This window comes from Tautonia marina (assembly GCF_009177065.1).
GTDB classification, from domain to species: Bacteria; Planctomycetota; Planctomycetia; order Isosphaerales; family Isosphaeraceae; genus Tautonia; species Tautonia marina.
On the sequence record NZ_WEZF01000008.1, the window covers coordinates 1 to 22509 of the forward strand.

The 22509-nt window shown below is 66.7% G+C and carries 17 protein-coding genes and 1 pseudogene; 12 read left to right on the forward strand and 6 right to left on the reverse strand.

Features of this window, described 5'->3' with window-relative positions; translation table 11 throughout:
* A pseudogene (locus GA615_RS11180) lies at positions 1 to 859 on the reverse strand (hypothetical protein); the annotation flags it as partial.
* Positions 860 to 1149: 290 nt separating this feature from the next.
* On the opposite strand from GA615_RS11180, the gene GA615_RS11185 reads away from it, so the two are divergent.
* The 9 genes from GA615_RS11185 to GA615_RS11225 all read left to right on the forward strand — a co-directional run bounded on the left by GA615_RS11185 (position 1150) and on the right by GA615_RS11225 (position 12574).
* A complete protein-coding gene (locus tag GA615_RS11185) occupies positions 1150 to 2016 on the forward strand; it encodes a hypothetical protein (protein ID WP_152051386.1) in 867 nt (288 codons plus the stop codon).
* A gap of 338 nt (positions 2017 to 2354) precedes the next feature.
* The gene (locus GA615_RS11190) at positions 2355 to 2909 is read left to right on the forward strand and encodes a hypothetical protein (protein WP_152051387.1); all 555 of its coding nucleotides are present in this window, start codon (positions 2355 to 2357) and stop codon (positions 2907 to 2909) included.
* 397 nt (positions 2910 to 3306) lie between these two features.
* On the forward strand, positions 3307 to 4467 hold the full coding sequence (gene wecB / locus GA615_RS11195) for a non-hydrolyzing UDP-N-acetylglucosamine 2-epimerase (protein WP_152051388.1): 1161 nt from the start codon (positions 3307 to 3309) through the stop codon (positions 4465 to 4467).
* A gap of 345 nt (positions 4468 to 4812) precedes the next feature.
* Positions 4813 to 5901 (forward strand): DNA polymerase III subunit delta, encoded by a 1089-nt coding sequence (gene holA / locus GA615_RS11200; RefSeq protein ID WP_235905348.1) that lies wholly within the window; start codon positions 4813 to 4815, stop codon positions 5899 to 5901.
* Positions 5902 to 5963: 62 nt separating this feature from the next.
* The gene (locus GA615_RS27810; protein WP_201750163.1) at positions 5964 to 6287 is read left to right on the forward strand and encodes a hypothetical protein; all 324 of its coding nucleotides are present in this window, start codon (positions 5964 to 5966) and stop codon (positions 6285 to 6287) included.
* Positions 6288 to 6579: 292 nt separating this feature from the next.
* Positions 6580 to 6807 (forward strand): phospholipid-binding protein, encoded by a 228-nt coding sequence (locus GA615_RS11210; RefSeq protein WP_206352206.1) that lies wholly within the window; start codon positions 6580 to 6582, stop codon positions 6805 to 6807.
* A gap of 381 nt (positions 6808 to 7188) precedes the next feature.
* On the forward strand, positions 7189 to 8736 hold the full coding sequence (locus GA615_RS11215; protein ID WP_235905350.1) for a transglutaminase-like domain-containing protein: 1548 nt from the start codon (positions 7189 to 7191) through the stop codon (positions 8734 to 8736).
* 603 nt (positions 8737 to 9339) lie between these two features.
* Positions 9340 to 11376: a squalene--hopene cyclase gene (gene shc, locus GA615_RS11220; protein ID WP_152051390.1), complete on the forward strand. Its 2037-nt coding sequence runs from the start codon at positions 9340 to 9342 to the stop codon at positions 11374 to 11376.
* Positions 11377 to 11797: 421 nt separating this feature from the next.
* Entirely contained in the window at positions 11798 to 12574 is a 777-nt protein-coding gene (locus tag GA615_RS11225) for a phosphorylase family protein (protein ID WP_161602284.1), read from the forward strand.
* 368 nt (positions 12575 to 12942) lie between these two features.
* Here GA615_RS11225 and GA615_RS11230 read toward each other — a convergent pair whose 3' ends face one another.
* On the reverse strand, positions 12943 to 13440 hold the full coding sequence (locus GA615_RS11230) for a hypothetical protein (protein ID WP_161602285.1): 498 nt from the start codon (positions 13438 to 13440) through the stop codon (positions 12943 to 12945).
* Positions 13441 to 13597: 157 nt separating this feature from the next.
* Positions 13598 to 14581 carry a metallophosphoesterase family protein gene (locus GA615_RS11235; RefSeq protein WP_152051393.1) on the reverse strand — a complete coding sequence of 328 codons (984 nt, stop codon included), beginning with the start codon at positions 14579 to 14581 and terminating at the stop codon, positions 13598 to 13600.
* Between the two features lie 158 nt (positions 14582 to 14739).
* Here GA615_RS11235 and GA615_RS11240 point away from each other — a divergent pair, with 158 nt between their 5' ends.
* Both GA615_RS11240 and GA615_RS11245 read left to right on the forward strand, forming a co-directional pair.
* The gene (locus GA615_RS11240; protein WP_152051394.1) at positions 14740 to 15945 is read left to right on the forward strand and encodes a hypothetical protein; all 1206 of its coding nucleotides are present in this window, start codon (positions 14740 to 14742) and stop codon (positions 15943 to 15945) included.
* A 246-nt stretch (positions 15946 to 16191) separates the two neighbouring features.
* Positions 16192 to 17016: a sugar phosphate isomerase/epimerase family protein gene (locus tag GA615_RS11245; protein WP_152051395.1), complete on the forward strand. Its 825-nt coding sequence runs from the start codon at positions 16192 to 16194 to the stop codon at positions 17014 to 17016.
* Positions 17017 to 17127: 111 nt separating this feature from the next.
* On the opposite strand, the gene GA615_RS11250 is transcribed toward GA615_RS11245, so the two are convergent.
* The gene (locus GA615_RS11250) at positions 17128 to 18009 is read right to left on the reverse strand and encodes a TerC family protein (protein ID WP_152051396.1); all 882 of its coding nucleotides are present in this window, start codon (positions 18007 to 18009) and stop codon (positions 17128 to 17130) included.
* Positions 18010 to 18225: 216 nt separating this feature from the next.
* Here GA615_RS11250 and GA615_RS11255 point away from each other — a divergent pair, with 216 nt between their 5' ends.
* Positions 18226 to 19038 (forward strand): vWA domain-containing protein, encoded by an 813-nt coding sequence (locus GA615_RS11255; protein ID WP_161602286.1) that lies wholly within the window; start codon positions 18226 to 18228, stop codon positions 19036 to 19038.
* Between the two features lie 53 nt (positions 19039 to 19091).
* Here GA615_RS11255 and GA615_RS11260 read toward each other — a convergent pair whose 3' ends face one another.
* Together GA615_RS11260 and GA615_RS27815 are read right to left on the reverse strand one after the other, a co-directional pair.
* Positions 19092 to 20204: a hypothetical protein gene (locus GA615_RS11260; RefSeq protein WP_152051398.1), complete on the reverse strand. Its 1113-nt coding sequence runs from the start codon at positions 20202 to 20204 to the stop codon at positions 19092 to 19094.
* Positions 20204 to 22402, reverse strand: a complete 2199-nt coding sequence (locus GA615_RS27815) for a hypothetical protein (protein WP_201750164.1) — start codon at positions 22400 to 22402, stop codon at positions 20204 to 20206. Before GA615_RS27815 ends, GA615_RS11260 begins: the two co-directional genes overlap by 1 nt.
* Between the last annotated feature and the right edge of the window lie 107 nt (positions 22403 to 22509).

Sequence of the window (22509 nt, forward strand, 5' to 3'; positions counted from 1 at the left end):
GAATCTGGGCCTCGCTGATCCCGTCATCCTGCGCCGATCCGGCAAAGGCCGAAACTTGCAGGTCGGTCTCGGGGGTCAGCGTTTCGCCGGTCTGCTGCGTGTAGAGCTGCGAGAAGTTGCGAATCTCGAACTCGAAGTTCGGCGACTCGGGCGTGTTCGTCAGGAACGAGGTCCCAATGAACTCCGGCAGCATCTCGCCGAAACCGCCTCGCAGCGGGTTCGAGGAGTACTCGGCCACCATGTAGGTTTGCCGAAGCGGCTGGAGCGTGTCGGGGTCGATCCCGCCGTTCATCCCTGCCACCACGTTGTCGGTCAGGGTGGTCGGGTCGTTCAGGTCGTCGTTGTTCAGAAAGTCAATGCTGACATACATGTACTCCGAACCCCCGAGCAACATCGGGTCTTCGAAGAACAGGGGCAGCGCCTCGATTTCCGGAGCAACCGTTCCACCGTTCAGATTGTTGTCGGCGTCACCGGCAATCACCGGCTGGCCGGTCTTCTGATTGACCGGCTGCTGCATCCCGAAGGCCAGGGCGTCTCGGTCCGGATCATACGACACGCGAATCGCGTCGAGCTGGAATCCGGAGACTCGGATAAAGTCTCCCAGCTCGGGCGGTTCGGCCGGAATGATGGGGACCAGGTAATCTGGGTCGCCTGGATCGGGTGTAAGGACCACAACACCTGGACTTGTTGTTTCTGGGAAATCGATTAAAACGTTTCCCGTGAAGTCGACGCTCATGAGTTGTCGATGATCCAGATGCTCGACTGCGGCCCCTGAGTGCCTCCGCGACTTCCGCGCGGTCGGCTCCCGGCGGGGTCGCCAGGAAAGCATGGCCTGGAGGATCTTCCTGATCGCGGTCATGGCGTCCTCGTCCTTTCTCACGGGAGGCCCGCGCCGGAGGCGGCCCCGGGCATGACGCGTATCGGGCCGCCGACGTGGCGGCCGGGCCGGCGCGCGACGCAGTCCGACGATAACCCCAGGAGGGGGAATCGATGGCCAACGCCGCCGGGGAGTGGAGCACAAGCTGGTCGGCCCGCGGCACGACCCGAGCCAAGACCACTCCTCGATCGATCGTTCGGTGCCCCGGGGTGTTCGCTCCGAGCAGAATGCCCGGTCCCGATCAGCCGCCGAGACGTGGAAGGAGACACGGCATGCGGCAGCACAACTGCCCCATCTTGATTGCGGTCGGTTTCGGCCTGATCCTGGTCGCCAGGACGGCCTCGGCCGGTGCCATTCAGCTGACCGGGAATGTCGAAAACGACTTCCCGATCGAGCCCGGCAATGGCATCGTGGTCATCGTTGATAACCCCGATTCGTTCGGGAACCCCAGCCCCGGCGACGTGGCACAGCACGAGTCGTTGCTTGGGACCACCGGTTGGAACATCAAAGACCTTCGACTGGCCTACGATGATTCCTCCGATCGGATGTATTTCGGTCTGAATTTCTGGGGCATCGCCGGCGATGCCGATGGCGACGGCAGGCCCGGCCAGCTTTCCGCTCCGCTTGGCCACGATCGCCCCAGCCTCGGCGGCCTGGAGTCGATCGTTGTGGCCCTCGACCTGAACCTGGACGGCACCCCCGACGTCATTGCCGGCGTGCCGGCCAACAAGTCCGACGTCGGCAAGGGCTCCGACCATTTCACCGTCGCCCAGTACAAGCAGTCCCCTGCCGGGATGGCCTTCAGCTTCGGTGATACCCTCACCGAGCACCTCGGCCAGCTCGCCTTCGACCCTTCGGCCGAAAACCCCGACTTTCAGTTCACCATCGACAACTTCATGCAGTTCGAGGGCCTGGTGCCGGAAGACGGCTTCATCGTCAGCGCCTTCGCAGGCGCTCCCGACGATGTCATCGCCGGAGAGGATTACATCTCCAGCACCCGCATCGCCTTCCCTGGCAGCGAACAGGGCGGTTCCGGGGATCCTGTCGTTCCCGAACCTTCGACCGTGCTCGCCTGGGCCTTGATGGCCGGAGGAGCGATCGCCTACCGGGTTCGCACCCGATCGCGGCAAACTCGCTAATCCGTTCATCTCGACACGGGCAACCATCGCTCGAACTCCGTTCCCCAAAGCAGGCGGGACCTCATCCGTGAGGTTCCGCCTTTTTCTTTCGGCGCTTCCGCACCCGAAACTCCCGCGCTCAACCCGATCCGAGACACCCCCGTCTGCGCCCTCCGTCAGCACCGTCGAACTTTACGCTGCCCGCCAAAGCTTCCCAGTCCGCAGCCCACCCCCGATCCCTTGCGTTGCATGGGCTCGACCTGATCGCTACGCTTCCCTCAGGAGGCAACCGCGCCGCATCCCCGAGACTCTCCCCAACGGCCACCGCGGCCCCTTCGCCTGGAAAGGGAAACGGACTCATGGCTTGCTCGACGCTCCGACCCCGGTTCGCTCCCCTCGCCCTCGTGCTTTCGCTGATGCTGCTCGGCCCGAGCCCCCTGAGCTTCGGTTCGACCCCCGACGAGGAGGAGGCCCCCACCAAACCCCGACGCCCCGACCTGACCGACCCGGTCATCTGTCTCAACGTCCGAGGCTTCCGCGACTTCATCCCCCGCGACGAACCGATCCTCACCCCCGATCAGAAGCTCGAAGTCTACTACGAGCCCTTCAACTTTCTGATCCTTCGCGATGCCGACCGCGGCCGCTATCGGGCCCATCTCGTCGAGGATGTTCACATCCGCCGCGCAGGAAGCCCTCGACGCATCCAATCCCTCCCCGCCGCCATCGACTACTCCCCCCGATCCGAGGAGCCTCCCACCGCGCTCTATCTCCACACCACCATCTCGCTCAAGGACTTGCCCCCGGGCTCCTACGAGCTTGATCTGGTGCTCCGCGATCGCCTCGGCGACGGCCCCTCCGAAACCACCCACACCCTCTCCTTCCAGGTCGTCTCGTCTCTGCCCGTCGATCGCTGACGCCCCGCTCCTCCCCTCCTTGGTCAGTTCCTCTGTCCCGATTCTCGGCAATTGCCTATGATCCGGCCTCGATCGGCGTCCACCTTCGTCGAGCGCCCCTCAAACCCGGTCCCCGCGCCGTCTGCTCCCTCTCCTCCGCCTGGAGAGGAGCCCGAGGCCGCAAGCCGGGCGATGAACTCCGACCTTCTCCGCACCCCCTCCTCCGCTCTCGGGAAACGAGCGTCTCCCAAGGCCGGGCGAGGCAAGCAGATTCAACCCTCTCCCCCGCCCTCGGGGGAGCGGGTGGCCGCAGGCCGGGTGAGGAAGGCCGACCCGCTCGACTCACCGCCAATCATCGATCGACTGACCCCCGGCCGTCGCTCGGCCGGATTCCGGCCAACGACGAGGGCCGCCCTTGATGTCTCGAACCGTTGCCTGTGTGGTGGGAACCCGTCCCGAAGCCGTCAAGATGGCCCCCATCATCCTGAAGCTTCGTCAGGCCGGGGCCGAAACCGGCCTCCGGGTTCGGGTCGTCTCGACCGGCCAGCACCGCGACCTGCTCGACCGCGCCCTGGCCGACTTTGCCCTGCACACCGACGACGACCTCGCCCTCATGCGCCCCGGTCAGGATCTCGTCGAACTAACCAGCCGATGCCTGCTGGCCCTCGGCCAGTGGCTCGACGAGCACCGCCCCGACCTCCTGATCGCCCAGGGAGACACCACCACCGTCTTCGCCTCGGCCCTGGCCTGCCACTACCGCCACGTCCCCTTCGTCCACGTCGAGGCCGGGCTCCGCTCCGGCTCCCTCGCCGAGCCGTTCCCCGAGGAAAGCAACCGCGTCCTCACCGCCCGCCTGGCCGACCTGCACTTCGCCCCCACCGCCGCCGCCTGCGCCAACCTGCTCCGCGAAGGAATTCCGGCCGACCGCATCCGGGTCGTCGGCAATACGGTCATCGACGCCCTTCGATGGATCGAGGCTCGCCCCGTCCCCTTACCCGTGGTGCCGAGTACCGATCGCCTGATCCTCATGACCGCCCACCGCCGCGAGAACCTCGGCCTGCCCCTCGTCCGAGCCTGCCGGGCCGTCGCCGAGCTGCTGCGCATCGACCCCACGCTTTGCCTCGTCTTCCCCGTCCACCCCAACCCCGAGGTCCGCTCCGTCGTCTCCCGAGAACTCGGCGGCCTTGATCGCGTCCACCTGATCGAGCCGGTCGGCTCTCCGCAGTTCGTCGCTCTGATGAAAGCTGCCCGGCTGATCCTCAGCGATTCCGGAGGCGTGCAGGAGGAAGCCCCCGCGCTCGGTCGCCCCGTCCTCGTCCTCCGCGACCGCACCGAGCGCCCCGAGGCCGTCGAGCAAGGCTTCTGCCGGCTTGTCGGCACCGACCCCGACCGCATTCTTTCCGAGGCCCTCGCCTTACTCGCGCCGACCGCGTCTCCGTTGCCCGCCCGCTCCCCCTATGGCGACGGCTTCGCCGCCGATCGCATCGTCCGCACCCTCGCCGAACGCTTTCACGTCCTCGACCTCGACCCCCACGCCCCCGCGCTCGATCCCAACGCCCTCGCTCCCCGAGCCGCCTGAACCCTCCGCTCGCAGGACGATTGCAACGCCGTGTTGGTGGCCGTTTTTGCCAGGATCGCTTCCACCCTCAAAGGATGCGTTCCCCCATTGCCCTGGGTGGCCCCGGTTGCTCGCCAACCGGGGCGGCACAGCCGCAAGAGGCTCCGGGAGGCCTCACTGAGACCGCTCGTCGCTCCGCGACCCCGGTTGACAAGCAACCGGGGCCACCCGGAGAAAACCCACTCTTTTGAAGTGGAAGCGATACTCCGCAAGCGACTTCGCAATCATCCTGCCTCGGCTCGCCTCGCTCATCACGTTCGTTGCTGTGGCGGCTCGGGTGGGGGCCCGCTATTCTGAAATGCTCGGATGACGTTCGAGCCGGTGTCGTCGATCAATCAAGTCCCCTGGTCTCTCCCGATGCATGCCTTCGAGATGATCGGCTCCCGAGGACCGGGAGCCCTCAAGCCCATTTATGCCCTTTTTGGCGACGATCCGTTTCTGCGCCGCGAGGCCACGCACGCCATTGTTCGCGCTGCGATGGACACCGGCGAGGCGAACGACAACGCCGACCAGGCCGACGAGGACGAACTCGGCGTCTCCCGCGTCGCCGGCCCCCAGGCCGAACTGGCTCGGGTGCTCGACGAGGTCCGCACCCTGCCGTTTCTGGCCCCCCGGCGGGTCGTGATCGTCGAGGATGCCGACACCTTCGTCTCCGCCAACCGCAAGGAGCTGGAAGCCTTCGCCGCCCAGCCCAGCTCGACCGGCGTGCTTGTCCTCTCGGTCAAATCATGGCCGTCGAACACCAAGCTCGCCAAGCTCGTCGAGCAACACGGCACCTCGGTCGATTGCAAGGCCCCCCGCGAACGCGAGCTCCTCGGCTGGCTCGGCCGCCTCGCCTCCGACCGCTGGGGCGTTTCCCTGCCCGACGACGCCGCGCGGTTGATGATCGAACTCGTCGGCCCCGAACCGGGATTACTCGCCGTCGAGGTGGATAAACTGGTCGCGTACGTCGGCGATCGCCGATCCATTACCAGGGACGACGTCGGCCGAATGGTCGGCGCCGGCCGGACCCTCGAAGTTTGGGACATGATCGATCGGGCCACCCTCGGCGATGCCGCCGGTGCCCTCTCGGTCCTCGATCGCCTGCTGACCGCCGGCGAGGCCCCGCAGCGCCTGCTGGCCGCCCTGGCCACCTCGCTCCGCAAGGTCCACCACGCCGGCAAGCTCCGCCAGGCCCGTCGAGAGCTGGGCGACGCCTGCCGAACCGCCGGCATCCCCCCCATGGCGATCGAGAAGACCGGCCGACAGCACGCTCACCTCGGCCCCTCCCGCGTCGATCGCCTGCCGGTCCTGCTCCTCGAAACCGATCTGGCCTTGAAAGGATCGTCCACGCTCAACGAGCGTGCCGTGCTCGAACGGCTCCTCCTCGGCCTGGCCCGCCCTCGACGCGATTGATCCGCCCCACCCCATCCGGTTCGATCCCCCGATCGATCCGCTCCGATCCGGAACTTCCTGAAATGAATGCGCCGTCACATGAGGACTCAATTTCCCACTGCATCGCCAAGATCGTCGAGCTTGTCTCGCGAGAGACTCCCGACCGCCGGGATTTGCTGCAACTCGGCTACAATCTCGGCCGCCTCAGCGAGCTGACCGGCGCCGGCCGAGGCCCCTTCTGGGACGCCTGGAAAACCCCTGTCTCCGTCTGGGACCAGGCCATGCTTCAAACACTCGCTCACCAGTTACAAATCAACCCAGGTCCCCTGTCATCGGGCCATCCAGACATCCCCTCCCCATCAGAAGAATCCCGACATCCCTTCCAAGATTCCTGCCTGGACCCTTGAGAATCCGGCAACCATCCTGTTTACTATAACAAGCTCGTTGGACTGCCTGTGGTTGTGCAACCTTCCATGCATGAGCCACCTGCAATGGTGCGGGACCCCGCTCATGCAAGCCGACCGTTGACCCCGGCACGGCAAAGCGACCCATGGAAGAATTCGCGATTTTTCTTGCAATCTGCCCGCTGACCACTCCACAATGGAGCCGCTCAGACCCAAGGGCAAACGTGACTCCCTCCTGGATCGCTGACCCATCGCGATCTCGACTCTCCGCATCAGATCTCAGGAGTGATGGACGATGAGGAGCAACCTTGGGAATGGTTCGACCTCATTTCTACAGCAGGTCGAGCATTCTATTCGACAAACGACGCATGGACGGATTCGTGACCTGGCCGTCGAAGAGGTGCAGGGCCGTTATGTCGTCCGAGGGCGGGTTCCCTCGTATCACACCAAGCAACTGGCGCTGTACGCCGCGCTGGAATTGCTGCCGAGCGATCGGTTCGATATGAACATCCTCGTTTCGTAACGTCAGGGACGTTCGCTCGTTCATGTTCGCTCATTTGATTCTTCGACAGTCCGGCGAGTTCTTCCCGGCTGTCGAACACCATTCCGGACTTTCATCCACAACGTCCCTCGATGGGGCTTCGCTCTCCTGGCGCGCGATCGCAACGCGGCTCGGGTTGTCGCTCACGCCGCTTCCGGCCATAGTGAGACGGGGGCAGCCTCCGTGCAGCTCCCCAGACTTGTTCTGACATGAGCGATCGGGGCATGGGCGGTCTCCCGGGCCTTGGCCGGTCGGTCTGTCCCTCGCTCGGCTCGCTTACCGCGAGTCCCGAGGGTGGCGGCCGATCCTCGCCTCGTGGGCCTTCTGCCCGGCCCCTCGACCGGACCGGGAGGACTTGGCCCGATGATTCGCAGTGGGATCGATCCGACTCGCCGACTCACCTTCGGCGTCTCGTGTGTGCTCGGACTCGTGCTGATCCTCTCCGGAAGCCCCGGCGCCGCCGAGCCTCCGCAAGAGCCTCCCCAGCCTCGCGCGACCCGAGAAGCCTGGGACGCCGTCTTTATCGCCGGGCGCAAGGTCGGTCACATCCACCTTCAGGTCGAGCCCGTCACGGCCGGAGATGGTCGCGAGCTGCTGCGCATCCAGGTCGATTCCAAGCTCACGCTCAAGCGGCTTGACAATCAGGTGGTCATCGCTACCCGCTACGGCACGATCGAAACCTACGAGGGCCAGGTCCTCCGGCTCGACGCCCGTAGCCTCGCCGGGCCGAACGAAACCCGAGTCTCCGGTGACGTTCAGAACGGCATCATGCCCCTGACCCTCACCGCCGGCGGCCGGCAAACCCGGGTCGAGCTGCCCTGGCCCGACGACGTGCGCGGCCCCTACGGTCCCGAGCTGAGCCTCGCCCGCTCCCCCATGAAGCCCGGCGATCGCCGAGAGATCAAGACCTTCATCCCCGACCTCAACCAGATCGGCCTGACCACCCTCAACGCCCGGCAGGTCGAGCCGGTCGAGCTGGGCGGGGGCACCACCGTCGAGTTGCTCCGCGTCGATGCCCAGGTCAAGGGGCCGGACGGCAAGGTCTTGCCCGGCATGGATTCCAGCTACTGGGTCGATTCCGGCGGCCAGATCCTCACCAGCCGAACCGACGCCTTCGGCGGCATCGTCACCTACCGGACGACCCGGGAAGGGGCCCTGGCTCCCGGCAGCGGAGGCTTCGACATCGTCAAGGCCACCATCGTCAAGGTCGGCCGTCGCATCACCAATCCCGGCAACGTCCGCGCCGCCACCTACCGCGTCGACTTGACTGGCGACACCCCACCCGAGGAGGTCTTCCCCACCGACGATCGCCAGGCGATCCGCCGCGCCGGCGACGGCTCGGTCTTGCTCGACGTACGCACCGTGGGGCCTCAGGCCGCTTCGGCCAATGCCACCTCGGCCGCCCCGGAAGACCTCGCCGCCAACCCCATGATCAACAGCGAGGATTCCCAGGTCGTCGCCCTCGCTCAGCGCGCCCTCGCCAACGTCGGCCCCGACCCCTGGGAACGCGCCCAGGCCATCACCCGATGGGTCGCCGACAACGTCCGCGAGAAAAATTTCGAAACCGCCTTCGCCACCGCTCGCGACGTCGCCCGCGACCTCAGCGGCGATTGCAGCGAACACAGCGTCCTGACCGCCGCTATGTGCCGCGCCTCGGGCATCCCCGCCCGAATCGCCGTCGGCCTGCTTTATGTCGATGAGCTAGGCGGCTTTGGCTTCCACATGTGGAATGAAGTTCATATCAATGGTCGCTGGGTCGCCGTCGATGCCGCCCTGCGCCAGACCGAGGTCGACGCCACCCACCTGAAGCTCAACGCCACCAGCCTCGACGGCGTCTCTCCCTACGCCCAGTTCCTCGACGTCGTCCGCGTCTTCGACAAACTGACGCTCGACCCGATCCAGGTCCAGTAATTGGCCCATCCCATCCAGATACCTCCCACGAGTCCGGTTCTGCTCCGACCCTCTCCCCCGTCGTTCGGGGGGGGGAGAGGGTGGCCGCAAGGCCAGGTGAGGTGGCCTCGCACAAGACGTCGGGCTCCGGCGATTCCTCCGGCCGTCCCCCCGTTCCGATCGATCCCACCACCCCCTCATCCTCCTCCGCTGGCATGTCAACCCAGCGTCCCCTCCTTGCCACTCGCACCACACCTTCACACACGACCGCCTCTCCCCACATTCCCCTCATTGCCAGGCGATTCGGGACCGTCCCCAGCAGAACCCCCGTCCCGCACGCTGCGACCTGGTCCCGCTTTGCTCCCGATCGAAACCCCCACGATTGTGAATTCTGGAAAGATGCGGAAACTTTACTGCCCCCCGTCATCGGGGCGAGCGAAAAAACAACCGTAGAAGAGGCATCCCAGGTCGGATTGGCCTTGATTGTCACACAAATCGAGGCGTAGGATGTGCCCCGCGCGATCCATCGGATCACGGATGAGCCGACCGCGCCCGAGGTTCGATGCGGCAGCACGGATGGGACATCGGGACGAACCACCTCAAGGAGGGGGGACCGAGACTGCAATGATCGTCAAGCTCGACGGTAGCAAGCGAGGACGAGGTCCAACCTCCAAAACCTCCTCGCGAGGGTTCACGACTCCGGCCTTCGATGCCGAAGACCTCGATCACGGACTGGCCGCCACCCGCCAGTGGCTGCTCGACCAGCAACGCGACGACGGCCACTGGGTCGGCGAACTCGAAGGGGACACCATCCTCGAATCCGAGTTCGTCCTCCTCCTGACCTCCCTTGGCCGCGAAGACGATCCGGTCGTCGCCAAGCTTTGCAATTACCTGCTTGAGCAGCGCCTGCCCGACGGCGGCTGGGCCATCTACCCCGGCGGCCCGTTCGACCTCAGCGCGTCGGTCAAAGCCTACTTCGCCCTGAAGCTCGTCGGGGTTGACCCCGATCATCCCGAGATGGTTCGCGTCCGCCAGCGCATTCTCGACGCCGGCGGGGCCCAGTCCAGCAACAGCTACACCCGCTTCTATCTCGCCCTGCTCGGCCAGATGTCGTACGACGACTGCCCGTACGTCCCCCCCGAGCTCATCTTCCTGCCCACCCACCTCGGACTCAGCATCTACGACATGTCGTCCTGGACCCGGACGATGGTCGTTCCCCTGGCGATCCTCTCCGTCCTCCGCCCCGTTCGCCACCTCCCCGCCGAGAAGGGGATCGCCGAGCTGTTCCGGCCCGACCTGCCTCCCCCCTCGCGTCGCACCGAGGAAACCTGGAGCTGGGCCAACGTCTTCGTCGCCTGCGACCGCCTGATGAAGTGGGCCCACCGCATCGTGCCGAAGGTCGTTCGGCGCCCCGGCCTCGCCGCCGCCCACCGCTGGATGGTCGAGCATTTCGACCGCTCCGAGGGGCTCGGCGCCATCTTCCCGGCGATGGTCTACTCCGTCTTCGCCCTCCGAGCCCTCGGCTACGCCGACGACCACCCGCTCGTCCGCCAGGCCTTGCAGCAGCTCGAAGACCTGATGATCGAGGAGCATGATTCGGTTCGGGTCCAGCCCTGCGTTTCTCCCACATGGGACTCGGCCATCGCCATGATCGCCCTGGCCGATTCCGGCCTGCCGGCCGACGATCCCCGCATGGTCCAGGCCGCTCGCTGGCTGCTCGACCGTGAAATTCGGACCCCCGGCGACTGGCAGCGCCGCCGCCCCGGTCTCGAACCGACCGGCTGGGCCTTCGAGTACCGCAACGACTTCTACCCCGACATCGACGACACCGCCATGGTCCTGCTCGCCCTCGGCCGGACCTCCCTCACCCGGTTCCCCGAAGGCCAGGCCGTCACCGATCGCGCCGTCGCCTGGCTGCTGGCCATGCAGAACCGAGACGGCGGATGGGCGGCCTTCGATGTCGATATCGACAATCAATTACTCACCAAGGTCCCCTTCGCCGACCACAACGCCATTCTCGACCCGAGCTGCGCCGACATCACCGCCCGGATTCTTGAGATCCTCGGCACCCTCGGCTACCGTGCCGATCACCCGGCCGTCGCCCGGGGGCTTGAGTACCTCTGGTCCACCCAGGAGCCCGAAGGCTGCTGGTACGGCCGCTGGGGGGTGAATTACATCTACGGCACCTGGCAGGTCTTGCTCGGCCTTCAGGCGATCGACTTCCCGATGGATCACCCAAGCGTCCAGCGCGCGGCCGACTGGCTCGAATCGGTCCAGCAAGACGACGGCGGCTGGGGCGAGTCGTGCCAGAGCTACGACGACCCCGCCTGGATGGGCAAGGGGGTCACCACCGCCTCTCAAACCGCCTGGGCCGTCAACGGCCTGATCGCCGCCGGTCGCGCCCACAGCGCCAGCGTCCGCCGCGGCGTCTCCTTCCTGCTCCGAACCCAGAACCCCGACGGCACCTGGGACGAGCCGCAATTCACCGGCACCGGCTTCCCGAAGGTCTTCTACCTTCGCTACCACCTTTACCGCATCTATTTCCCCCTGATGGCCCTGGCCCGCTACCGCTCGGCCCTCGCCGTCCCCGCCCCCTCCCGCCTCCATGCCGGCGCCCTCGCCTGCGGCATCCCCGCCGATCCCCGCCCGCTCGACATGTGACGCGATCGGCTCCCCAGCCTCCTCTCCCCGCCCTCGGGGCGAGTGCGACTTCTCCCCCGCTCGCGGGGCGAAATCGACAGCAATTCAACCCTCTCCCCCGCCCTCGGGGGAGAGGGTGGCCGCAGGCCGGGTGAGGGGGGCTCGGACTCGAACTCAACGGCTTGCAATTCGACCCCAGCCCCCTCTCCCCACCCTCGGAGCAAGAGCAACCGTCACTCAACCCCCGCTCGCGCGAGCGAGATACCTCCTACGTCTTGCTTCCTGCCTACTGCCTACTGCCTACTGCCTACTGCCTACTGCCTACTGCCTACCGCCTCCAGACAAGAGATTCCGCACCCCGCCTCTTGATTTCCAACGCCTCCCTCGGCCATCCTTCAAGCTCGACGCTCCCCTTCCGCCTCGCTTTCCGCGATCGAGACGCATGAATCAGGTTCTCCCCGCCCCCGGACCCGCCGACGTCGGAATCGTGATCGCCCTGCCCATCGAGGCCGACCCGATCGTCGAACTCTTGCACGACGTCCGCACCTACTCCGATCCCGAAGGCTCGGGCCGCGCCGTCACCGAAGGGGTCCTCGGCGAGCACACCGTCGTCACCCTCATCGTTTCCGGGGTCGGCCGAGCGCTCGCCACCAAGGGGGCCAAACGCCTCATCAGCGGTCATCGGCCGAGGTGGCTCCTCTCGGTCGGATTCTGCGGCGCCCTCGATCCGAGCCTCAAACGCAACGACATCATCTTCCCCACCGAAATCCTCGACGCCAACCGCCCCGACGATCCCCCGCTGACCATCCCCTTCACCCCTCCCGAATCTTCTCCGTCTTCCAGGATCCGCTTCCGATCCGGACGCCTCCTCACCGCCTCGAAGATCGTCCGCACCGCCGCCGAGAAAGCCTCGCTCCGCGAGCGCTTTGCCGCCGACATCGTCGACATGGAAACCGCCGCCGTCGCCTCCCTTTGTGCCGATCGTGGCCAGCGTTTCCTCGCCGTCCGCGCCGTCAGCGACGAGGCCAACACCGACCTCCCCCCCGAGGTCCTCACCGTCATGGGCCCCACCGGTGGCTTCCGCCTCGGCGCGACCCTGGGCGCCTTGATGAAACGCCCGAGCAGCGTCAAGGACCTCTGGGCCCTCCGCGAACACGCCGTCGAGGCCTCCGACCGCCTCGCCGAGGTCCTCCCCGGCATCATCGCCCAGCTTTCCTGACCGCGATCAAGCCCTCGCAACCACCTTGTAAGTCAGGCGACCGGAGTACGCCATCCATCCTCAAAAGATGCGTCGCTCCCTTCGCCGGGTGGCCCCGGTTGCTCGCCAACCGGGGCGGCGCAGCCGCAAGAGGCTGCGGGAGGTTGCCCCGAGTTCTCTCGTCGCTCCGCGACCCCGGTTGGCGAGCCATCGGGGCCAGTCACAACGCATCAGTTGAGGGTGGAAGCAGGCGTCTCGGATTTCCGCGGGGTGGCTGGAGCCATCGTGACCCCAGCCGGGTGAAGCAACGGCCTCCTGCCGATCCGCTGGGGCCGACACGACCCCGGCCACCCCAACTCATCCGAATCTCCAGGGTCAAACACCAGGACTCAGCGCCCCTCTGGTGAGCCTGCCTTCTCCGTCGCGGCGTCCTCGTCCCCCTCCTTCGGTACGGGAATGCCCACCGTCGACGAGGCCGACTTGCGGATCGTTCGTTCCTGCGGCGGAATCGGCCGATCGCGCAGGTTCGCCCGCGGCCCGGCCTTCAGGCTGTCCATCGCCATGGCCGCGGTAAACGCCACCAGCACCACCGTCACCGGGCCGAGCAGCAGCGCATGCGACGCATGAAACTGGATCACCAGACAAAACAGCACGAACCCGGCAATCGCCAGCATCGCCGTGTACGCAATGTCGGTCGTCACCATGTTCACGCTCGACGGGTCCCACCACGTCAGAAAGCCCGCCAGCGCCAGCGACACCCCGCCCACCTTCAACCCCGCGAACGGCGTCACTTCATCATAAAAGTACTTCTGACCGTACTCCGTCACAATGTACGAGGCCACGAACAGCAAGAGCCAGTAAATCAAGAACATCCAGAGCCAGAACATGACAAGGGCCCTCACCGATCGTTTCGTTTTCCTGCTGCGCGACGTGGCGAGCCTCCGAGGACTCGCGCTCCCTTCGTTTGCCGTCGTCACCAAGTCTGCTTCATCCTACCTCACGCATCTCCAATCGCCACCGTCTGCTCCCTCGGTTCCACCCCCATCAGCCCGGAATCACGCGATTGCGGATCGCCGGTCGGCACAGATCCCGGCTGCGCTGATACGCATCTTCGGGAATTCCCAGCTCCCACGGGTCCGGCCCCACCCAGCCCGCCTCTCGCCCCTCGATCCGGATTTCCCCCGCCTCGCAATCGAGTTCCACGCTGGCCCAGAGCGGCGCATCGTACGGACAGGTCGAGGCGATCCACGGGTGCTTCTCCAAAATCTCCGCCGAATAATTCGCGTGCTTCATCCCCACCCACTGATACGAAGCGCTGTTGATCTGCACATGCGGAATGCCGTCCGATTCCTTCACGTAATCCAGATGCGCATGCCCCGAGAACACCGCCATCACCTTGCGGAACCCCGCCTCTCGGTTCGCCTCCGCCAACACCGCGCGCACCTTCCGGGCGCTCCGAACGTGCTGGTCGTACGCATCAATCGGCTGGTGAATGAACACCAACGTCGGCAATCCCGTTCGGCTCAGATCCGACGCGAGCCATTTCAACTGCTCGTCGTTCACGTTGCACGGATAGCCCGGCTTGCCATCCGGGTCATTCCCGTCGAGCACCACCCAATGCACCCCATGTTCATCCTTGCTGAAGTACCGCCCCGGGCTGCCGTAATACTCCACCGTTTCCTCGCGCCGGTAGCCGCCATCGGTGTCATGGTTGCCGATCACGTGGTAATTCGATCCCCCAAAGCTCTTCCAGATGCTCAGGAACCGATCATTCTTCGGATCGGGCACGCAGAAGTCTCCCAGGTTAACGATCACCTGCGCCTTGCGGGCCTTCATGTCCTGAACGAACGCCCCGAGCCGCTCCTCGGCGTCGTGCATGATGTCCTGATGCACGTCGGCGATCAGCCCGAACCGGATCACGCCATCCCCCGGCGCCTCGGCCTTCGCACGGCTCAATCCCGACGCCGCCAGCACCATCCCCGCCGCCGATCCGATAAACCACCGCCTGTTCCCGCTCGCCATGCTCATCGCGTTGATCCTCCCTTTTGTGACTAAGCCTCGTCAATTTCCCGATGATATCAAGTGTGGGCCCGATCTCACGCGCTCCAGATCAGCGCAGCTCTTTGAGACAGCCCCTCCCACGCGATGGACGTCTTTTGAACACGCTGCATGTCAGGAAACATCCCATGACTGACACCTTCGACCCTCGATCCACCGGCCCCCGCACCGAATCCGGCAAGGCGACCAGCTCGCGCAACGCGGTCACGCACGGCCTGACCGCTCGGCGTCCGCTCTGTCAGGAGGAGGCCGAGCGCCTCATCGTCATCGCCGATCGCTGGGTGGCCAAGCACCTGCCGCAGACCGATTCCGAGGAAGCCCTCATCCGATCGGCCGCCATGGAATATGTCCGCTATTTGCGCTGCGTCGAGGTCGAGGAGGCCCGCCTCCAGCCCGCTGCCCGCGAGGCGATCCGCCAGTGGGAAGAATCCCGACGCCACGCCATCCGTCGCAAGGCCCAGGGCTTGCGCGACAATCCCGAAACCGTCGTTACCCAGTTGCAAGCGAGCGCCTTCGGCATCGACTGGCTCGTCCGGCACTGGCAAACCTTGCTCGGCCACCTCGACGCCGGCCGGGGCTGGATCGCCGCCGACCTGACCATGGCGCTTCACCTTCTGGGCCGACCTTCCGAGCCCCCCGCCGCGCTCGATGTCGATGCCCGACGCCTCTGGGACCTTGTCGCCCGAGTCTCCCCCGCCGCGCTCCAGCCCGACACCGCGCCGGGACTCTCCGACGACCGCGACGCCTTCGCCCGGCTCCGCGCGCTGCTCGTCGATCAGATCGATCGCCTTCAGAGCCTCCGCCCGATCGTCTGGGACGAGGAGGAAGGCCCCCAGCGTCTCGCCGCCGAAACCGCCGCCATGGTCGACACGAGCAAGGAGGGACAACAGCGCCACCGCTACCGCCGCGACGCCCTTCGAGACATGCAGCGCAGCCTTTCGATGGTCGTGAATCTCAAGGTCGAACGCTCGAAGATGGACACCCGCATTCTCCAGCAAGACCGCCTCGCCGCCTCGTCCCGCCCCTCGTCCGGTTGGTTCCGGGGCCCGACGGCCGACGAGCCCCCCGCGATCGACCGCCGACGCTCTGTCGATCTGCCCGACTCCCCCCCCATGTCACGAAACGAACCCCCAACGCCCCCCGAATCGGCCCCGGCCGATCGCCATAACCCCAACCGCGACAACGCCGAGCGTCCCGAGCCTCCCGCCGGCCCCTCGCACGATCTCCCGCGCACCGAACCGCAATTCGAGGCGCACCCGGGCGCACCGAACTGCCCTCCGGCTCCCTCAACGGGGGCTCCTTCGGGCCGGATCGAGCCGCGCAAAGGGGCCTGATTGGCCTCTCCGACTGACCTTCTGAGCGTTCGAACCACCTCGGCACGGGGGCCTCACGCCTTCCGATCAGCCGGCGTGCGCCCGCCTCCTCCCCTCGCCGGAGGTTCCGGGTCGTTCGCAGATCGCCCTCGGAGTGGTAGAATCTCGGGCATTGATCGCCGTCCCACCGCCCCGGGTGTCTGTCCGCCATCGGGCCCAACCCGAGCCCGGCACCGACCCCACCCTCCGGCCCATCGAGACCGCCCCATGATCTACCTGAGTGCCTTCGCCGACGAGATTTCCGCCGACCCCGCCGAACAGCTCGACACCCTCTTGATCCACAGCATCCGTTTCGTCGAGTTCCGCTCCATCTTCGGCACCAACGTCCTCGACCTCAGCTCCGAGCAGCACGAGCAGTTCCGCACCATGCTTCGCGAGCGCGGCATGGGCCTCAGCGCCATCGGCTCTCCCATCGGCAAGATCAAGGCCGACGAGCCGTTCGAGCCCCACCTCGAACGCTACAAGATCGCCCTCGATCTGTGCGACTTCTACGAGTGCCCCCGCATCCGGATCTTCTCCTACTACATCCCCGAGGGGACCGAACCGGAGGCCCACCGCGACGAGGTCGTCCGCCGCATGACCACCAAGGCGAAGATTGCCGAGGAGCGCGGCGTGACCCTCCTGCTCGAGAACGAGAAGGGGATCTACGGCGACACGGCCGAGCGCGTCAAGGACCTGCTCGACGCGGTCAACTCCCCCGCGCTCGGCCACGCCTTCGACCCGGCCAATTACCTCGAAGTCGGCCAAGCGGTCGACAAGGCCTGGGCCTTGCTCCGCGATCGCGTCGTCCACTTCCATGTCAAGGACTACGACACGAAGCTCAAGAAGAACGTTCCCGCGGGCGAAGGCGAGGGGATGATCCCCCAGCTCATCACCGACGCCGTGGCCAAAGGCTTCGACGGCTATTGCGTCCTCGAACCCCACCTCGTCGTCGCCGAGGCCAGCTACGGCTTCACCGGCCCCGACCGCTTCGGCGATGCCGCCGTCGCCCTGCAAACCGCACTGTCCCGCGAAGGAGTCACCTACGCCTGACCCGCTTCTCCCAACCCTCTCTCCCGATCGCGGGGGAGAGGGTGGCCGAAGGCCCGGTGAGGGGGGCTGAGGCCAGCTCGTACCGAACCATGCACCCGGCAACGGCTCGAATCAATCCTCCCGAGCCGCGTTCCGGGGGCTCAAGACCATACTCAGCACCAGGATCAACACCATCCCGCTCCAGAAGAACCAGCTCGGCATCTCCAGGTTGTGGGCCAGCCACTCGGGCACCTGATCCTTCCAGCCGCCGGTCAGCCGTTCCTCTCCTCGATAAAGCGCGTGGTGGAAGCCCGAGCCGATCAGCTTCAAACCGATCCAGCCGACCAGCAGATACGCCCCGACCGCCAACCCCTTGAACCGGTTGAGCAAGAGCAGGAAGTACCCGGCCACGAACCGCATCGTGATGATCCCCAGGACTCCCCCGATGTAGATCACCCAGGTCTTGAGCGTGAAGAACCCGAACTCGACGTCATGCAGATGCTCCGGCATGCCGTCGGCAATGGCCACGGCGGCAAGGATCGAGTCGATCGAGAAGGCAATGTCCGCCATCTCGACCCCCGCGACCGTCGCCCAGAAGCCTCCGCGATGGCGCCGACGCTTCGGCGGGGCCTCGCCGGCGGGCACCGCCGGATCGTGCAAGACCGGCGCGGCCTGCTGCCCATCGGCCGAGCTCAGCTCGTCGTCGTAGTGCGGTTCCTCCTCACCTGTCAACAGATGGCGGACAGCCAGTTGCAACAGATAGATCCCGCCGATCACCTCCAGTTGCCAGTAATCGAGAATCTTCGCCGCCAGCAAGACGGCGATGAACCGGAAGATGAACGCGCCGATGATCCCGTACCGCAGGGCCTTCTTCTGCTGCTCTCGGGGCAGGTGGCGGACCATCACCGCCAGCACCAGCGCATTGTCGGCACTGAGCAGCCCTTCCAGGGCAATCAACGTCAGAATCGTCCCGCCAAGCGTCATCCAATCGGCGGTGGTCAAGACCTCAAACAAGGGAAGACACTCCAGGAAGGATCACGGCCCGAAGACGTGACACAGGCGGTTGGTGCATGGAGGGAAGGAGATTCCGGCAGGTCGATTGCCGATCGACTTCGACTATCATGGGACTCGATGGCGTCAAAGGTCAATGCGTTCCGGATCTCCGATCGAATCCGTCGAAATCGCCCGACCGCGTCCCCCCGGTTGGAGCCCGACCCCTCGGAGCCTCGCATGCGACGATCCTGCCCGCTTCCGCCTCCCAAGCGTCGATGGTCGCTGGTCCTCGCCGTGCTGGGTGCCTCGGTCCTCGCCCGGTCGGCGCTTGCCGACGAGCCGAAACCCATTCCTCGTCCTCCCGTTCCCGCCCCCTCCAACGACGAGGACAGGACCGAATCGGACACGGCCGACGACACCCCCGCTCCGGCTCCTCGTCGCGTCGGGCCAACGGTTCGATCGGTCAACGCGCTGGCCGATCAGCGCCGCCCTTCTACGGGCGACCCGTACGACGGCTCGATCGACTGGCGGAGCATTCCCGCCTGGCAACAGACCGCGTTCTACGGCATCCGGGCCCGGGGCTCCTTCTTCGTCTTCGTCGTCGATTGCTCCGGTAGCATGGACGACGGCTTGCGGATCGACCGGGCCCGGCAGGAACTCCGCCGCTGCATCAACAGCCTGCGCTACCCGCAGCGCTTCCTGGTCATCTTCTTCAACAACCGATCCATCCCCATGGCCGGCGGCATCCCTCAATCGGCCGACACGAAGGCGAAGCGGGCGGCGACCTCCTGGATCAACACGATCGCTCCCGACGGAGGAACCGACCCCCGATCCTCCATGAAGCTCGCCCTCGGTCTCCGACCCGATGCCGTCTTCCTCCTCACCGACGGCGAATTCCCAGCCGACACCGACACGACGATCCTCTCCCGCAATCCCGACCGCATCCCGATCCACTGCATCGACCTCAGCGGTGGCCGAGGTGCCGCACAGCTTCAAGCCATCGCCGACGACTCCGGCGGCCGCTACCTCTCGCGGGTCGCCTCCCCCTGAGTCGCGCCGTCCCGCCCCCTCCGCTCTTTGACAACCCGGCACCTCCAGGCCAATCACTGCCCGGCCGATCGAGAGCCGTTCGGCCCCCCTCGAATCGGCATCCCCTCCGGCAAGGGACGGGCGGCGATGGTAAAGCCGTACTCGTGCAGCGCGTTCCAGAGCCTCCGGTACAGCGCGAACCCGTCCGGATAGACCCAAAGCGTGATGGTCGTTCGGGAAGGGTCGAGCCGCTGGATCACCCGGCCGACTTCCGACACCGGTGACAGGGCGATCTCGAACGGCTCTCCCCGCTGGGCTCGGGTCGGCACGACCTCGAACCCTTGCAAGCCGAACGAGGCCGAGACGGCGGTCGGTCGCCTCGGATCGGCCGACAGCCCGACGGCCGTTGGGCCAATCTGGTACGACATCGAGAACGCCCCGATCGGCCCAACCGTTCCGGAAACTCCTCGGGTATTCAGCCCGGTCATCCTCAGGCGAAGCTTCGCATCGACCTGGGCCTTCTCCAGCAATCGGTCGAGATCAATAAAGGCCACCCGATCCCCTCGGATCTCGAAGTGATACTCCTCCCCCGTGATCGTCCGGGCCACGGGGCTTCGGCTCGTATTGAGGGCCTCCCTCGGCGGCGGAGCGGCTTCAATGGCGGCGATGACCCGGTTCAAGCGGTCGCGCTCGCCTTGCAGGGCGGCAATATTGGCACGGGCCGCGGCCACCCGCTCCGCCTCTCGACGTAACTGCTCGGCCGACTCGGCCGCGGTGCGCGTAGCCGCAAGGGTCCGAAGCTCGGTCTCTCCGTGTTCCGAGACGAGCCGGGCCTTCTCCTCCTCGGCCGCTTGTAACGCCGCTTCGACCGCCTTCAGGTCCTCCTCGGCCCGAGCCAGCGCGACCGGGTCGGGGCCGATCGGCTCGGGTTCCGGGTCGGGCAGGGGGGGCGGCTCGGGATCGGGCACCGCCTCCTCCGGCAACTCGGGGGGTGCGGATTCGGCCGGCGGCTCGGCCTCGACCACCACCGGATCGACCACCGCGACCGCTTCCGACGCGGGATTCCGGACGATCCAGGCCCCCAGGCCGACGATCACCAGCACCAGGGCAATCGCTTCCGCCAGCACCCGAGCCGGCGATTTCCAGGCCAACGCTTCCGATCGGCTCGACGATGTGACCATGCTCATCACCAGCGCTCCGATCCAAAGAGGGAGAAGGTCCTTGGCTGACTCGCCTGCCAGGTGATCGGCCACTCCGGCCTCGCCAGCTCGACCTGACTGCGGGCCGACCAGTACAGGCCGTAGCCCCCCGGCTCGATCAGGAACCGGACCGTCGGCACCGGGTCGCTGGCCGGATTCTTTCGCCGCTCCGAGGCCGCGACCGCCTCAATCGCCTTCATCAACCGCCCGTCGTCCTGCTTCACCGTCTCCTCGCTCAGGCGATAGCCGCCGGGATGGATCGTCACCCCCTTCCGACCACTGGCCACCACCAGCTCAATCTGTTGCCGGCCGGTACCGGAACCGAACCCCGATCCGGAACCTGAGCCCGATCCCGAGAACGGCGAGGCCGAGTCGCCCGATGCCTCCTGACCTCGATCTCCCGAGGCCAGCCGACGATCCCCCTGAGCCAACGCCTCCTCCGGGCTCGGCTCCCCCGAAGGCAGCCCGGCACCACTTCCCGATCCGTTCGGTGCTCCCGGACCAGCCGACGGAGCACCACTTGCCCCCCCTTCGGCCTGGCCACCGAAGCCGATCAGTTGCTCCAGGCCTGGCATCGGAAGGCCCGGCCGACCCGAGCCCGGCTCGCCGTCTCGCCAGCCGACGCCGGTTCCGCCGCCTCCTCCCGGTGTTCCTCTCCCTCCGGTCGGCGCGGCCGATCCCACCGGGCCGATCCCACGCCGACCCGCCACGCCCGAGCCGGCAGCAAGGCGAGAACCGGGTTCGCTTCGGTCACCTCCCGGCACTCCGTCCCGCCCTGGAACTTCCGGCTCGACGATGCTGGACCAGCCTCGTCGGCCGTCGATCTCACCGGCGATCGCGTCCTCCGGTCCGACGGGACTAACGGACGATCGCCCGCCGCCCCCGGTCCCTCGATCCCCCAGGCCCGAGCCGATTCCTGGCTCGCCCGGTAGGCCGATCGGACCCTCCGGCACCAGGTCCGCCAGGCTTCGCATGTCCTCCGCGATCGCGGCCCCGCCGGGATAGGAAGGAACTCCCAGGGCTCCCGAACGGCCCCGACCGGCCTGATCTCCGAGCCCACCGAAGCCGCCATCCCCCCCGAATCCGGCCAGACCGGGTTCGTCGGCAACGACGGCATCCCAGTCGGGCGGGTCGTTCTGAAGCGAGGCATCGAGCGATTCCCAGATGGTCGGGTCGTCCCAGGAGGGGTACTCGATCTCCCAGTCCTGGTCGACCAGCTCGTACCCATAAGGGATCCCGATGGCGTCGAGTGACGATCGAGCTTCGTAGAAGGGGCGGATGCCGTCGGGCCGGACCACGAACAGGACGTACGGCTCGACCCGCTCCCCCCCCGGCGCGCCTTCCTGTTCCAGCAAGAACGCCAGGCGTTTGACCGCTGCGCCAAAAGGACCGGAGCGACCGGGCATCGCGGCCAGCTCGATCATCGAGAAGCTCAGGCCCCCCGGTTCCATCACCGCCATGCCGTTGCGGCACTCGACCGGGATCGGCCGACGCCAGGTGCCCGAGATCCCCCGGTAGGGGAGGATCGCGTAGCCGGGTCGCTCGATCTTCCGTCGGTGCTGCTCCTCGACCTGATTTCGCTGGCGTTCAAGCACATCCCGTTCCAGCGCCACCAGTTGCAGCTCGGCCTCCAGTTGCTCGGCCTCGGCCGCCAGCCGCCGCCGACGCCGATCGGCCTCCCTCGCCTCGGTCAGGAACGCCTCGATCCGCCGTCCCGCTTCCTTCAGGCTGCCGCCAACCTCAGCCACCCGCCGCGACACCCGATCGACCTGCTCGGCCAGCTCGTCCCGCCTCGCGGCGATCTCGGCCAGTGCCTCGGCCGTCAGATCCACCGCCGGCGCGGGCTCGGGTTCGGGCTCAGGTTCGGGCAGGGCTTCGGGTTCCGGCTCGGGCTCGGGTTCCGGGACCGGAGCGATTTCGGGAGGCGGGGCCTCCTCGACCAGACCGGACGCCGTGCCGAGGCCCTCGGCGGGCATCGCCACGACGGCCGCCGGCGGTTCCTCCTGCCCGACCCTCCGATGCGCGGCGATCAAGAGGGCACACGTTCCCCCCACGCCCAGCACAAACATCAGCAGAGTCAAGACTTCCAGCACCACCACGGGCACACCCCGGGCGCGGCCTTCGCCCTGGCCGACGCCCGCTCCTCGTGCCGGGTTCCGCTCCCTGTCGGGTCCGTCGCGATCCATCGCGCCTCACCCTCCTGGTTCGATCCGCCTGGTGGGTCAATCCTGACCGCCCGCTTTCAACGATCGGAAGGTGCGGGGTCTACCTTGAGCAGAGAACCGGGGGATTT